We start from the raw sequence: 14,727 nt of genomic DNA, 5'->3' as shown, positions 1-14,727 counted from the left end.
AGGAGATTTTATGAAATTAGGAATAGTGTATGCAGGGCAAGGCTCCCAGCGCGTAGGTATGGGCCTAGATTTTTATGAAAAGTACGAGGAGTACAGAGAGACCATAGATAACGCAACAAATGCAGTTAAAGGTGTGACAGATATGGATGTGGCGGACTTAAGCTTCAATGGTCCATTGGAGCAGCTTTCAGATACTAGATATACCCAGCCAGCCATGGTTGCATTCGCCATCGGAGTAACAAAGCTTCTTCACAAGAAGGGAATCAAGGCAGAATATACCTGCGGGCTTAGCCTCGGTGAATATTCAGCTCTCTACGAAGCAGGAGTATTGGACGAGTCTACCATACTTGAACTTATTGCAAAAAGAGGAAAGTTTATGGCTGAGGCATCAGGGGATAGACTTGTAAAGATGTGCGCAGTACTTGGAGCAGATAGAGAGACAGTCAAAGAAGCCTGTGATTATGCTAACAACTATTTCTGTAATGAGCGTGTTGTTCAGGCAGCTAATTTTAATTGCCCGGGACAGATTGTTATTTCGGGAGATGCAGCAGCAGTAGATCAGGCTAGTGTGTTTTTAAAGGACGCAGGTGTTAAAAGAATTTTACCGCTAAAGGTAAGTGGTCCTTTCCACACAAAGCTTATGAAGCCAGCTGGAGATAAGCTGGCAGCAGAATTTGAAAAGGTAGAATTTAAGGAAGGAAACTCAAAGGTTATTTTTAACTGCATTGGCAGAGAAAAGACTGGTGAGGAGCAGGTACCAAAGCTCTTGGAAAAGCAGGTTCAGTCATCGGTTTACCTTGAGGATTCCATTAAATATATGGCTGATGCTGGTGTGGATACAATCATTGAGATTGGACCAGGAAAAGCAATTAGCAAATTTATCAGCAAGACCGTTGATAATGTAAAGGTTTATTCAATCGATACAGTAGAAGATTTTGAAAACACATTGGAGGAGTTGGCATGAGTGTAGCTTTAGTTACAGGTGGTAGCCGTGGTATCGGCAGGGTGATTTCTGAGAAGCTTGCAAGACAGGGCTATAACATTGCAATCTGCTATTCGGGAAATGAATCAGCTGCCCAGGAAACAATTTCCGAGTGCAAGAAATTTGGCGTTCAGGCAATGTTTATCAAGGCTGATGTTAGTAACGAAACAGATGTTAAAAACATGTTTGACGAAGTAAAGGATTTGATGGGACCTGTGGAAGTCCTTGTAAACAACGCTGGAATTACTAAGGATGGACTTCTTCTTCGTATGAGCGAGGAGGATTATGATGCAGTTGTAGATACCAATCTTAAAGGTACCTTCCTGTGCACAAAGGCTGCCATCAAAGACATGATGAAGGCCAGAAGAGGAAAGATAGTAAACATCACTTCAATCGTAGGTGTAAATGGGAATGCTGGTCAGGCAAACTATGCTGCCAGCAAGGCTGGAATTATCGGATTTACAAAGTCAGTAGCAAGAGAATATGGTGGAAAAGGAATTACCGTAAATGCGGTAGCACCAGGTTTTATTCAGACAGCTATGACAGATAAGCTTCCTGAAAATGTGAAGGAGGATTATCTTAAGCAGATTCCTGTAGGACGTTTTGGAAGTCCAGAGGATGTGGCAAATGTGGTGGAATTTTTGGCGTCAGAGAAATCTGACTATGTAACAGGACAGGTTATAGAAGTTACCGGAGGAATGTAATGAGAAGAGTTGTAATTACTGGAATGGGAACAGTTAATCCCCTTGGAAATGACGTTCAGTCTACATGGGACGCTGTAAAAAAAGGAAAGTGTGGAATTGGCCAGATTACCCATTTTGACACCACAGATTTCAAGGTAAAGCTTGCAGGTGAGGTTAAGAATTTTGATGCTGCTGAGATTCTCGGAGCAAAGGAAGCAAGACGTATGGATGTGTACACACAGTACGCTTGCGCAGCTGCAAAAGAGGCAATGGAGGATGCGGCCTTTGATTTGGAAAAGGAAAATCATGACAGAATGGGTTGCATCATGTCATCAGGAATCGGCGGTCTTTCAACAATCGCTGAGGAACATGGAAAGGGTGAGACAAAGGGCTATAACAAGATTTCACCTTATTTCATCCCAATGTCCATCAGCAACATGGCAGCAGGTCAGATCGCAATCACATATGGATTAAAGGGAATGTGCACATCAGTAGTTACAGCCTGTGCCAGCTCAAATAATGCAATCGGTGATTCCTTCCATAGAATACGTGATGGCTATGAGGATGTTATGGTCTGTGGTGGTGCGGAAGGTACAGTTATTCCTCTTGGAATAGGTGGCTTCCAGGCTATGAAGGCTCTTTGTACCAGCGAGGATCCTAACCGTGCATCCATCCCTTTTGATAAGGAGCGTCATGGCTTTGTTATGGGCGAGGGCGCAGGTATCCTTGTACTTGAGGAATTAGAGCATGCGCTTAATCGTGGAGCAAAGATTTATGGTGAGATTGTAGGATATGGTTCAAACTGCGATGCTTATCATGTTACTGCACCAAACCCAGAGGGGGAGGGTGGTGCTAAATGTATGGCACTTGCAGTAAAAGACGCTGGACTTGAAATGGATGATGTTGATTACATCAATGCCCATGGAACAAGCACAAGCCTTAATGATGCAGGTGAGACACTTGCTATTAAGAAAGCATTTGGCGACCACGCATACAAGCTTAAGGTCAGCTCCACAAAGTCTATGACAGGTCATCTTCTTGGCGCAGCAGGAGCGGTTGAGGCAATTATTACAACCCTTGCTTTGAGAGATGGATTTGTGCCAGCAACTATTAATTATCGTGAAAAAGATGAAGCCTGTGATTTGGATATCGTACCTAACATCGGTCGTGATGAGAAAATCAAGGTAGCCCTTTCAAATGCCTTAGGCTTTGGTGGTCACAATGCATCCCTTGTATTTAGGAGGTACGCATGAAGCTAAATTCATCACAGATTCAGGAAATATTACCACATCGTTACCCATTTCTCTTGGTGGATAGAATAGAGGAGTGCGAGCCAGGAAATTACGCCAAGGGAATTAAGTGTGTTACAGCAAATGAAATGCATTTCCTTGGACATTTTCCAGGACATCCTGTTATGCCTGGCGTGCTTATTATAGAGGCTTTGGCTCAGGTAGGTGCCGTTGCGCTTTTAACAGAGGATGAGAATAAAGGAAAGCTCGCATTTTTCGGCGGAATTAAAAATGCCCGCTTCAAAAAGCAGGTGGAGCCAGGGGATGTTTTAGAGCTTGAATGCAAACTTACTTCGAGAAAGGGACCAGTTGGATTTGGTGAAGCAGTTGCCTATGTAGATGGTCAGGTGGCTGCCAGGGCAGAAATTTCCTTTGCCATAGGAGAATAAAATGGCTATGATATTTCTAGGGGGAATAAATAATAAAAAGGAACAGGTACTAGAAATGTTAGAGCAGACACTTTCCGAGGTGTACACAAAATTCAAAATCCACTTCTATCAGGAGATGTTCAAGAAGTTAAATTCTCGTGAAACATCCCTTACTACTGTGGAGCTTTTTTGCGTGGAGATTATTCATGCGTTAAAGAATCCTACAGTTGCAGAGTTTGCGAATTTTATTAACGTATCATCACCAAACGCTGCATATAAGGTTAACAGTTTGATTCAGAAGGGTTACATTGAAAAGGTTCAATCAGAGACAGATCGTCGTGAGTATCATCTTCATGTAACAGAAAAATATTATAATTATTTTAATCTTTCTCAGAAGTATGTTAGTACTGTAGTTGAACGTGCGCAGGAGCATTTTTCTGCGGAACAGATAGAGATATTGGATGGTATCCTTAGGGATATGTCATTGGAACTTATGCATGAGGTGGCAATTCCTCCTGTTGAAGTTAATTAATAATAGTTTTATAATTCAGAGGTTTGAGACTTTTGTAAGGTTTCAAGCCTTTTTTGTTAACATTTACCATGCGTTATACGGTATAATGTTTTCAGATAAAACAATTGGAGTATATATGAAACTATCACAGTTATTAGAGTACAATAATATAATAGTTCAGTGTCATAACACTCCTGATGCTGACGCCATTGCTTCAGGAATGGCTCTCACACAGTATCTGAGGGATAATGATAAGACTGTTGCCTTCGTGTATGGAGGAAATTTTGAAATCACCAAGAGCAATCTTAAGCTGATGATTTCCGACCTTGGCGTAGATATTCACTATGTTCGCCATCAGGCACAGCTTTCACAGCTCCTTGGCATTCGTGAGCAAGAGATTCCAGGGCTTATTGTTACAGTAGATTGTCAGTACGGTGAGGGAAATGTAAGGACCTTTAAGGCCAGAAACATAGCCGTAATCGATCACCATCAGATATCAAATCCATTACCGGAACTTTCAGAGATTCGTTCATATCTTGCCAGCTGTTCCACTATTCTTTGGGACATGCTTAAAGAAGAAGGATATCCAGTTGAAAAGGATAAAAAGCTGTCCACAGCGCTTTATTATGGTCTTATGACAGATAGTAATAATTTCTCAGAAGTCCAGCATCCTCTGGACATGGATATGAGAGATTATCTTAAATACAGTAATTCTGCTATCACAAAGTTTAAAAATTCTAATATTTCTCAGGAAGAGCTACGCATTGCGGGAATTGCACTTCTCGGCTCAGAATATTATCACGAGAATCATTATTCTATCGTAAAGACTGATCCTTGCGACCCGAACATATTGGGAATTATTTCAGATATGATGCTTCAGGTTGAGGACGTTGAATGCTGTCTTGTTTATTCTATTCACGAAGGTGGCATAAAGATTTCTGTTCGTAGCTGCGTAAAAGAGGTTAAGGCAGACGAGCTTGCTAAGTTTATTTGTCAGGGCGTAGGAGATGGAGGCGGTCATCTTATAAAGGCAGGCGGTTCTATTGTTCGTTCACTTCTTGAAAAGCAGGAGCTTGATTATAATCCATCTGCAATTCAGCATTTCTTCAGAGGGCGTATGGAAGAATATTTCATGAACAATGAGATTATCTATGCTGGAGAATATACAGCTGATATCAGCAGCATGAACGTATATAAGAGTAAGCGTGTTACTATCGGATATGTTAAGGGCACTGAGATTTACCCAGTTGGTACTAAGGCGGTTATCCGTGCTATGGAAGGTGACCACGAGCTAGAAATAAAAGAAGATACAATCATTGCGGTTGGCGTTCGTGGTGAAGTGTACATCACAAAGACTGAGCTTTTTGATAAGTACTACGAGATTAGTGATAAGAAATACGAGTTCCCAGGAGAATATGCTCCATCCATTAGAAAGCTCAAAGAAAGGAACGCAAAGGGGTTATTGCCACTTGTGCACTCATGCACTTATGTGGGTTATGGCAATATATATGCTAAGGAACTCATCTGTCGTACAAAGGTATTCACAAAATGGGAGCCGGAGAATTATAAGCTAGGACGCCCAGGTGATTACATGGTAGTTACTCAGGACGATCCTACCAGTGTTTATGTAGTTGATAAGGAATTATTCGAAAAAACATACGCACCAGTAGAGTAGAATACTCAATTGTACTTGATTAGTTTTTTAAGGTGTAGTATAGTTGCAATAGTTAAATAAATAGGAAATCTTTAGGGCAAGGTGCGAAAGCGTAGGCTTTCAATTCCTGACCGGCGGTATAGTCCGCGAGTCTTTAATGAGACTGAACTGGTGTGATTCCAGTACCGACAGTATAGTCTGGATGGAAGAAGATGTGCAAAGTTTTATTTGTGTACGTACAGCCCTGAGTTTATCTCAGGGCTTTCTTTTTATACAGAAGACTTCCTAGTTAAATAAATGTATTTTCAAGGAGGTTCAAAAATGGATACAACAAATTTTACAGGAACAAATGTGGAGACAAGAACAGTGAAAAAGGTTAACGTAAGAAGCATGACAGTGACAGCAATGCTTTCAGCTATTGCATTCGTCCTTATGTTTTTAGACACAGCAGTGCCAATCATGCCAAGCTTTATCAAGCTTGATGTTTCAGAGCTTCCAGCTCTTATGGCATCCTTTGCATTGGGACCAGTTTATGGTGTTATTGTTTGCTTGATTAAAAATCTTCTACATCTTCTTATGACTACAACTGGTGGCGTTGGCGAGCTTTCAAACTTCATTCTTGGCGTAGGCTTTGTACTTCCAGCAGGTCTTATCTATCATCATAAGAAGACAAAGAAAAATGCAATCCTTGGTGCAGTTGTAGGTGCAATTATTATGGCAGCCATCAGCTTTCCATCAAACCTTTATATCGTATATCCGGTATATTACAACTTCATGCCAAAGGAAGTTATCGTAGAGGCTTATCAGGCTGTAGCACCATTTGCAAAGATTGATTCAATCGAAAAATGCCTGCTCATGTTCAACGTACCATTCACTTTTGTAAAGGGAATGATTTCAGCAATCATTACAGTGCTTATTTATCAGCCACTTCGACCACTCTTAAAAGGTAACAATTAAGAATGTAAAACATCTTTGAAACTCCCCGAAATGGGGAGTTTTTTTGTACTGTTTTATTTATTTTCATGCCGTAATCATGTACAATAAAAAAGGTCGTCACGCCTAGTAAATTGGGGCAAAAAAGACATGTAAAAAGCTTTTTACATCCCTATTTTAGGGGAATGTAAAAGCCTTTTGATGGCATAAGCATGTCACTTTGAGTAGTATTGAGTCAACAAGGAGAAAGCAAATGGAACTTGGAAAAAGAATAAAGGATTTAAGAAGCTTACACAATTGGAATCAGGATGAGCTTGCAGAGAAGATGTTCGTATCTAGACAAACAATTTCTAATTGGGAAAATGAAAAAAGCTATCCAGATATCCAAAGCATTCTTTTACTAAGTAATCTTTTTGAGATTTCTCTAGATCAACTAGTCAAAGGAGATGTAGAACAAATGCAAGAGATTATTAATGATCAAGATGTAAAACAAATGAAGTTTTACGGAAAAATGATGCTGGCATGCCTAGGAATCTTGATTGTATCCTTTGGTCCGCTATATCTTCTTATTGGTATGTGGTCATTAATCCCAGAAGGTATTCTAGCTATTTTGGAATTATATTTTTCAATAAAGCTGAATATCATTGAAAAAGAAAATGACCTGGTTACCTATAAGGAAATAGTGACATTTATGAATGGCAACAGTCTAGATGAGAAATGCAAGCAGCAGGAAATTGGCAAGCGTCCATATCAAGTAACGACAGTTATGATATTTGCCGGATTAATTTCAGGAATATTAAGTTTTACCATAGTTTATATTAGTAAAAATGTTTTTGGTTTATAAAAAATAAAAATTTTAGGAGGATAATTATTATGATGAGTCAGAAAATGTTAGCAACAATGGGAGTAGTAGGTGGAGTTTTTGTTTTAGTATGGGCAATTTGGATGATTTACGTTGGAGTGAAATATAAAGCAAATCAAAATGAGGAAATCAAGGTCTTATTAACAAAGGCAAAGGCAGCTTCATCTCATGTACTGTGGTACATGATTATTGTGTGGGGATTAGTAGCTTCATTTATCGGAGAAAAAACCACTATTACTATTTCACAAATTAGATTGTTTATTATTCTTTTATTAGGTATTCAGTGCATCATAGAAGTACTTGCATTTTTCTATTACAAGGACGAAATGAAGAAAAAGGCAGAATTAGAAGCAGAGTAAATATTAAAGCCTTATCTTTATGATAGATGTAGGTCTTAAAAAATCTAAAGGAGCAATTTCTGAGTGGAAATATGCTCCTTCTTTTATTATACTAATTAGCAAATGAGAGTAATTATTCTCAACCAAAAAGGAGGTTTTGTTATGCCAGTTTTAATCTTTATACTAGTAGTAATTTTAGTGGCTATTGCCTTTGGAATTCGTATCGTACCACAGGGTTATGTATATGTAATCGAGTTCCTTGGTAAGTACCATGCAACATGGCAGGCAGGTATCCATGTGATGATTCCATTCCTTCAGAGAGTTTCAAAGAAGGTTTCTTTGAAGGAGCAGGTGGCAGATTTCCCACCACAGGACGTTATCACAAAGGATAATGTTATTATGAAAATCGACACTGTAGTTTATTTCAAGGTACAGGATCCAAAGCTTTACGCCTATGGTGCAGAGCGTCCAATCCTTGCTCTTGAAAATCTTACAGCTACAACCTTGCGTAACCTTGTTGGTGAGCTCGAGCTTGACCAGACACTTACATCAAGAGACAACATCAACTCAAAGATGCGTGTGATCCTTGATGAGGCTACTGATCCTTGGGGTATCAAGGTAGGACGTGTAGAGCTTAAGAACATCATTCCACCAGAAGAGATTCAGCGTTCAATGGAGAAGCAGATGAAGGCTGAGCGTGATCGTCGTGAGACTCTTCTTGAGGCAGAAGGTCACAAGCAAGCTTCTATCACAAGAGCAGAAGGTGATAAGCAGGCTCTCGTTCTTAAGGCTGAGGCTGAAAGAGATGCACAGATTGCTCGTGCAACAGGTCAGGCTGAGTCTATCCGCCTTGTATATGAGGCTGAGGCTCGTGGTATTGAAATGCTCAAGTCTGCAAATATGGACGAGAGAGTTCTTCTTATTAAGAAGCTCGAAGCTCTTGAGAAGATGGGTGATGGAAGAGCTACAAAGATTGTAGTTCCTACAGACTTAGCAAGTGCTGCTGCTGATCTTACATTCAAGACAGAAATGCTTGGATTCGGTGAGAGCACACCAATCGACAAGTCAGCTCCAAAGAATGATGCACCTAAAAAGGAAGACCCATGCTGCAGCGATGCAGACAAGGGAGTGACTACACGTCAGCTCGTAGAAGAGATGTAACCAGCGGATAAAAATTGAGAACCGCGTTCCGGCTAAACTGGCCGGTAGCGGTTCTCTTTTATTATATCAGCGTACAAAAAGTACGCAGTTTACTATTCAGTTTTTAGAAAGCTACAATGCTAAATCCATCTTTCAAGCCTTTAATCTGAAGGTATGATTGCACATTAGTAACTCGCTTTGTCAGCTTGTGCCCAGTTTGTGTAAATCCGTCAGCTTCCACTTCATTAAAAATAATATCATTTCCATCTTCAATTCCTCGACGGTCAGTAACATGATATTTCACAACACCGCTGGCTATTCTTGCAAATTCTTCTTTGGAAACTAATACACTTACCTCTACATTTCCACCTGCGGCACCAGTTTTCAAGGTGTTGGTATCTGCAAAGAACTGACGACCAAGTTCATCTTCCTTGCTACCATTCATTGCCTGATTGAGTCCCTTGATAAGATCTGCTCTGCTATCTGCCATAAACGACTCCTTTTTGAACCGACATTTATTACGTTACTGATAGCATACAATGTATTTTTGAAAAAATGGTGTAGAAATTTTGAAATGTGTTAAAATATCTCTCAGCAAGACTATAGATAGGAGAATTATTATGGCAAAGGAATTAGTAAGTCGTGATCAGGTCCGTGTAGAGGATACTTGGGACCTTAGCGCAATGTATGCAGACACTGCAGCTTGGGAAGCAGATATCAAATTTATTGAGGATAAGCTTGCTGAGATTGCAAAGTTTGAGGGTAAGGTTTGTGACAGTGCAGAAAACCTTCTTGCAGTACTTGATATAGATGCAATCATTGGTGAGAAGTTTGATCTTGCATTTAATTATGCTGAGCGTATTTTCGATCAGGATCAGGGAAATACTGAGCATCAGTCTATGTCACAGAGAATGTTCGGTCTTTATGCAAAGATTGGAGCATCAACTTCATTTGTATCACCAGAGATTCTTGCTTGTGATGCAGAGAAGATTGAGAAGTTTATCTCAGAAAAGCCAGAGCTTGAGCTTTATAGAATCGAGATTAAAGAAATCCAGAGATTGAAGAATCACACTCTATCAGCTGAGATGGAGAAGGTTGTAGCCATGACTCAGGAAATGGGCAACACACCATCAGAAGTTTATAGTGCCTTTAAGAATGTTGATATGACATTCCCAGCTATCAAGGATGAGAAGGGCGAAGAGGTAGTTCTTACAGATGGACGTTTCGTTCCAATGCTTATGTCAGCTGACAGACGTGTTCGTGAGGATGCTTTCAAGACATATTACGGCGTATACAAGAAGTACTTAAATACTATGGCTGCTATCTACAACGGCGAGGTTAAGCAGCATATCTTTAATTCACGTGTTCGCAACTACAGCTCAAACCTCGAGGCTGCTGTTGATGAAAACAATGTTAGCCCACAGGTATACGATAATCTTGTTAAGACTGTAAATGCTAACCTTGATAAGCTTCACGCATATGTTTCACTTCGTAAGAAGTGCCTTGGTGTGGACGAGCTTCACATGTATGATATCTACACATCAATGATTCCAGATGCAGCAAAGACTGTTAAGTATGAGGAAGCACAGAAGACTATCTGCGAGGCTCTTGCAGTACTTGGAGATGATTATGTAGCACTCCTTAAGGAAGGCTTTGCAAATCGTTGGATTGATGTTTATGAGAATAAGGGCAAGCGCGGCGGTGCATATTCTGCTACAGCTTATGGCGTTCACCCATATATGCTTCTTAACTACACAGATACATTTGATGATATGTTTACAACAGCTCATGAGATGGGTCACTCAATGCACAGCTATTTCTCAAACAAGACACAGCCATACATCTATGCAAACTACAAGATTTTCGTTGCTGAGGTAGCTTCTACATGTAATGAGATTCTTCTTTTAGAGTACCTTCTTAAGAACTGTACAGATAAGAAGGAGAAGGCTTATCTTCTTAATCATTATCTCGATAGCTTCAAGGGTACAGTATTCCGTCAGACACAGTTTGCTGAGTTCGAGAAGACTACAAATGAGATGGTAGAGGCTGGCGAGAACCTCAATGCTGAGAATCTCTGCAAGCTTTATAAGGAAATTAACGAGAAGTACTACGGTCCAGATATGATTTCTGATGATGAAATCGCATATGAGTGGGCACGTATTCCACACTTCTACTACAACTTCTATGTATATCAGTATGCAACAAGCTTCTGCGCAGCGGTAGCAATTGCAGACATGATTTTAAAGGAGGGCGAGCCAGCAGTAGCACGCTACAAGAAGTTCCTTTCAAGCGGATGTACAGACGCACCAGTTGAGCTTCTTAAGATTGCAGGCGTAGACCTTACAACACCAGCTCCAATCGAGGCAGCTCTTGCTAAGATGGGAGAGATTATTAAAGAACTTGAAGAGTTAGTATAGTCGTTACTTACAGTTAATGGTTGCTGACTGGGAGGAATGTAATTTGATAGCACGTAAAGAAAAAATTATACTGGGAGTGGTTATAGTATTTTTACTATTATGCTCAGTATTTTTTGGCGCAAGAAAAACTGATTACATGGTTGATGAGGTATGGACATTTGGTTTAGCCAATCATGTAGGTGGAATAATGCCGTCGTATGAATATGGTAAGAAATATTATGGGATGGAAGTTTATGATGATTTTTTACAGGTTAAATCAGGTGGACGATTTAATTATGTAAATGTTTGGGCCAATCAGTCTGATGATGTGCATCCACCTTTATATTATGTGTTTGTTCATACCATTTCTTCGCTTTTTCCAGATACATTTAATATGTGGTATGGAATCACGGTAAATCTTATTGCGATGATTATTATCATAATAATGCTGTACAAACTGGCGAAGGAAATTACAAGTGATGTAGCACAATCAATAGGCATCATTTTGTTATATTCTACTTCAGTGGCTTTTTTTGATACCATAATTTTCATAAGAATGTATGCAATGTTTACTATGTTTTCAATATTGCTTGCATACCTGCTGAAACATTATTGGGGAAAAGTACTAGATCGCAGATTCTATGTTAGTTTTTCTGCAATAATAATATTGGGAATGCTGACCCATTATTATTTCCTCATTTATACATTTTTTGCCTGTGCTATGTTTGCTCTTCATCTTATTTTTGAAAAGCGATTTAAAGAGTTTAAGAAATGTATTATAGTGGCAGCTATTGGTGGGATAATCTATATGTTATGTTGGTATCATATAGCAGGTCATTTGTTTAGAGGTTATAGGGGTAAAGAGGCTATACAGGCTGCATTTTCTGTAGGGGGTCTATTTAGTAAAGTATTGGTTATGCTTGAGACAATATGCAGTGAGACATCGATGGCATTCACATGGGGAGTTATGGCCTTTGTTATAGTCCTGGCGATTATTCGTATAGTAAAAAAGCAGTTCAGATTCAATTATAAAGTGGCATTGATTATCACTGCTTGCTTGTATTTGTTGGTTGTTGTTAAAATAGCACCATATAATGACTTTAGATATGTGATGCCTGTAATTTTCATATACTACATTGTCGGATTTACATTTTTAGCAAATTTGCTTGGAAAGTATATTAAGAAAATTAATGTAAGCTGTTTAATAATAGTTTTTGTTTTAGCAACTAATCTGGCTAACTTCATTACCAGAGATTTTTATGTGCCAAAAGATTATTATTCCAGTGAAAGAGTTGAGGTTTTTGACCGGTTAAAGGATAAAACATGTGTGGTATATATCAATGACAACTGGGAAGCAATTTATTTCTATGTACCCCTTCAAAATGTTGAATCATATATGTTCGTTAATAACGAAAATATAGATATATTAAAAGAAATTCCTGGAGAATATGTTTTGGCCACAACAGGTGGTCATTTAGATGAGATAGCAGATTATGTAGGAGATTCTTATAGTACATATTCGAATTTATATTATTATTTTATGGAATAAAACGGCTATCTAGGGTGTCCTTAGACCAGATGAGGTGTTTCATCTGGTCTTTTTTGTTTTCTTAAGTTTTCGTACACATTATTTTTAATAGACGTATAATAAATGACAAATAACATTTTTAGTAGAGCAACATACCTGAAGCTTGCTAAATATCATATCTTACTATTAAAGTTACATCTATAAATAATTTTAAGCTAGGGAGGAAAATATGAGGGAAAGGTATAAAAAATGTATAGCATTGGCTCTTTGCGCCGCTATGTTTTTTGAAATCCAGGCGATGACAGTTTTTGCATCGCAAACAAGTTATGCTGACGGAACAGATTTATTTAGTTTTGAAGCAGAAGAAGAAGAATCCAATGAAGAACAGGACAAGCCTGATATGGAGGCTTCAGAGGAAGATGTTATTGAAGAATTAAAATTGGAGGAACAGGAATTAGAGGAAGAGAAAACAGAACATTTTGAAATATCTGATGGCCGGCTTCTAAATTTGAAGTCAAAAATGGCGCACTAGCTGTAGAGCGTTACAAGAAGTTCTTATCTTCAGGTTGCACAGATGCTCCTGTTGAGCTTCTCAAGATTGCCGGCGTAGACCTTACTACACCAGCTACAATCGAGGCAGCTCTTGCTAAGATGGGAGAGATTATTAAGGAACTTGAAGAGTTGGTATAATATAAGAGCCAAACTGTTACGGCTACAAGCCTAATGAATTCTCCGCTCAGCTGGAGAAAGCTTCGCTTGAGAATTATTAGAGCTTGATGCCTACAGTTTGGCTCACTTTAGTTTTTCTATATTCTTAAATTTGTTCTCCATTCAAGAACAATACTTCATCTGGTTCGATTGGTACGCAGACGCATTTCTTGCCATCTACATAAGCAGTAGTAACTGTGGCAGCCTTGTCCTCTGAAACCTTTACAACGATGTCAGCAGGCTTGCCTTCTTCTGTGATACCAGTAGCTTCCTTGAGCTGCTTTGTAAGATCAACTACACGTTCCTTAAGTACGTTCTTTTCTACACGAAGCTCGTTATTCTTAAGAGCCTTCTCATCAAGGATTTCCTCAGCAAGTGGAAGCTGCTCCTCGAAGTAATTTTCAAACTTAGCCTGAATCTTTTCAACCTTCATATCAGAAAGACCAGAGTCTGTAAGGATATTTGCAACATCCTGTGGCTCTAAGATAATAGGCTCATCCTGACCAAGACGCTCTGTCTCAACAGTGATGAAATCAGAAAGGTTCTGCTGAATATCAAGCTTTGTCTCGATAGTTTCATCTGTCTCTTCGCCAAGAGCCTGATCAATAATGTTGTTAAAAGCGTTCTTCTTCTGAGTAGAAGTCTTCTTTGTGCCGCAACCGATGCAGTTCTCCCAGAACTCTACATGTGGCTCTTTTGTATTCTTAGTGTAAGCAAGACAAGCATGTAAATCAGTAGTACGCTCTGAGAAGCAGGGGAATGTGAAGGCTGTGTCTACAGGACCTACAACCCAGTCACGGATACGGGCACCGATTCTGTTTTCATCTTCACGATATCCAAGACCTGGCTTAGAAAGAGCAACTGGGCAGATAGCGCAGATTATGTAATCGTATACTTCCTCTGACTCATCAAGTGTAAGCTCATCTGAAGTCTTCATAGGAATATCGTAAGTATCGTGATAGAGAAGGATAAGATAGTTCCCGACAAAGTCATAAGACTCGATGATTCTGTTGTAATACTCAATAAGAAGCTTCTCATCCTGAAGACGACTTTCACGAAGTCTCATTAGAAGGTCGTGACCGCTTCCTTCTATTTCAGATTCTGGGTCAAATGGAAGCTCAAGAAGGTTGTTTCCAACAGTACCTGAAAGTGACTTATTTGCAATTTCAAGATACTTGTGGAATTCTTCATCCTCAAGATTAAGGAAGGTCTCCTTAAAAGTGAGAACCATTTCCTTATTAGCATCTACATAGCAACCTACCATCTTGTCAAAGTTGCAGGAATCCTTTTTAAAGCGTCGTTTTATTTCATTTATTTCTTTTTTATTCATATAAA

15 protein-coding genes and 1 riboswitch are annotated in these 14,727 nt (G+C 39.3%); of the genes, 13 read left to right on the top strand and 2 right to left on the bottom strand.

All coding sequences use genetic code 11. The annotated features are described in order from the left end of the window. Positions 1–10: 10 nt before the first annotated feature. The 10 genes from BLP54_RS13260 to BLP54_RS13215 all read left to right on the top strand — a co-directional run bounded on the left by BLP54_RS13260 (position 11) and on the right by BLP54_RS13215 (position 8,781). On the top strand, positions 11–964 hold the full coding sequence (locus BLP54_RS13260; RefSeq protein ID WP_090170452.1) for an ACP S-malonyltransferase: 954 nt from the start codon (positions 11–13) through the stop codon (positions 962–964). After that, positions 961–1,686: a 3-oxoacyl-[acyl-carrier-protein] reductase gene (gene fabG, locus BLP54_RS13255; RefSeq protein ID WP_090170450.1), complete on the top strand. Its 726-nt coding sequence runs from the start codon at positions 961–963 to the stop codon at positions 1,684–1,686. The genes BLP54_RS13260 and fabG overlap by 4 nt, the downstream gene beginning before the upstream one ends. Next, positions 1,686–2,918 carry a beta-ketoacyl-ACP synthase II gene (gene fabF / locus BLP54_RS13250; RefSeq protein WP_090170448.1) on the top strand — a complete coding sequence of 411 codons (1,233 nt, stop codon included), beginning with the start codon at positions 1,686–1,688 and terminating at the stop codon, positions 2,916–2,918. Before fabG ends, fabF begins: the two co-directional genes overlap by 1 nt. Continuing rightward, complete coding sequence (fabZ, locus tag BLP54_RS13245; RefSeq protein ID WP_090170446.1) at positions 2,915–3,343, top strand: 3-hydroxyacyl-ACP dehydratase FabZ; 429 nt, start codon at positions 2,915–2,917, stop codon at positions 3,341–3,343. Before fabF ends, fabZ begins: the two co-directional genes overlap by 4 nt. A gap of 1 nt (position 3,344) precedes the next feature. Continuing rightward, positions 3,345–3,854, top strand: coding sequence for a MarR family winged helix-turn-helix transcriptional regulator (locus BLP54_RS13240; RefSeq protein ID WP_090170444.1), 510 nt, complete (start codon positions 3,345–3,347; stop codon positions 3,852–3,854). A 115-nt stretch (positions 3,855–3,969) separates the two neighbouring features. After that, on the top strand, positions 3,970–5,508 hold the full coding sequence (locus tag BLP54_RS13235; RefSeq protein ID WP_176754566.1) for a DHH family phosphoesterase: 1,539 nt from the start codon (positions 3,970–3,972) through the stop codon (positions 5,506–5,508). A 63-nt stretch (positions 5,509–5,571) separates the two neighbouring features. Next, positions 5,572–5,705, top strand: a riboswitch (FMN riboswitch). Positions 5,706–5,808: 103 nt separating this feature from the next. Beyond that, complete coding sequence (locus BLP54_RS13230; protein ID WP_090170441.1) at positions 5,809–6,444, top strand: ECF transporter S component; 636 nt, start codon at positions 5,809–5,811, stop codon at positions 6,442–6,444. Positions 6,445–6,673: 229 nt separating this feature from the next. Next, positions 6,674–7,264: a helix-turn-helix domain-containing protein gene (locus BLP54_RS13225; RefSeq protein WP_090170439.1), complete on the top strand. Its 591-nt coding sequence runs from the start codon at positions 6,674–6,676 to the stop codon at positions 7,262–7,264. Positions 7,265–7,293: 29 nt separating this feature from the next. Continuing rightward, on the top strand, positions 7,294–7,641 hold the full coding sequence (locus BLP54_RS13220) for a hypothetical protein (protein ID WP_090170437.1): 348 nt from the start codon (positions 7,294–7,296) through the stop codon (positions 7,639–7,641). A 141-nt stretch (positions 7,642–7,782) separates the two neighbouring features. After that, positions 7,783–8,781, top strand: coding sequence for an SPFH domain-containing protein (locus tag BLP54_RS13215; protein ID WP_090170435.1), 999 nt, complete (start codon positions 7,783–7,785; stop codon positions 8,779–8,781). A gap of 103 nt (positions 8,782–8,884) precedes the next feature. On the opposite strand, the gene BLP54_RS13210 is transcribed toward BLP54_RS13215, so the two are convergent. Next, on the bottom strand, positions 8,885–9,250 hold the full coding sequence (locus BLP54_RS13210) for a hypothetical protein (RefSeq protein WP_090170433.1): 366 nt from the start codon (positions 9,248–9,250) through the stop codon (positions 8,885–8,887). A 130-nt stretch (positions 9,251–9,380) separates the two neighbouring features. On the opposite strand from BLP54_RS13210, the gene pepF reads away from it, so the two are divergent. The 3 genes from pepF to BLP54_RS13195 all read left to right on the top strand — a co-directional run bounded on the left by pepF (position 9,381) and on the right by BLP54_RS13195 (position 13,216). Further along, the gene (gene pepF, locus BLP54_RS13205) at positions 9,381–11,177 is read left to right on the top strand and encodes an oligoendopeptidase F (protein WP_090170431.1); all 1,797 of its coding nucleotides are present in this window, start codon (positions 9,381–9,383) and stop codon (positions 11,175–11,177) included. Between the two features lie 43 nt (positions 11,178–11,220). Then, positions 11,221–12,705 (top strand): glycosyltransferase family 39 protein, encoded by a 1,485-nt coding sequence (locus tag BLP54_RS13200; protein ID WP_176754565.1) that lies wholly within the window; start codon positions 11,221–11,223, stop codon positions 12,703–12,705. A 208-nt stretch (positions 12,706–12,913) separates the two neighbouring features. Then, positions 12,914–13,216, top strand: coding sequence for a hypothetical protein (locus BLP54_RS13195; RefSeq protein WP_090170427.1), 303 nt, complete (start codon positions 12,914–12,916; stop codon positions 13,214–13,216). A 282-nt stretch (positions 13,217–13,498) separates the two neighbouring features. On the opposite strand, the gene BLP54_RS13190 is transcribed toward BLP54_RS13195, so the two are convergent. Continuing rightward, positions 13,499–14,722: a DUF4317 domain-containing protein gene (locus BLP54_RS13190; RefSeq protein ID WP_090170426.1), complete on the bottom strand. Its 1,224-nt coding sequence runs from the start codon at positions 14,720–14,722 to the stop codon at positions 13,499–13,501. Between the last annotated feature and the right edge of the window lie 5 nt (positions 14,723–14,727).

The organism is Pseudobutyrivibrio sp. 49 (assembly GCF_900100545.1).
Taxonomy (GTDB): domain Bacteria; phylum Bacillota; class Clostridia; order Lachnospirales; family Lachnospiraceae; genus Pseudobutyrivibrio.
This window is presented reverse-complemented; position numbering and strand designations above follow the sequence as displayed.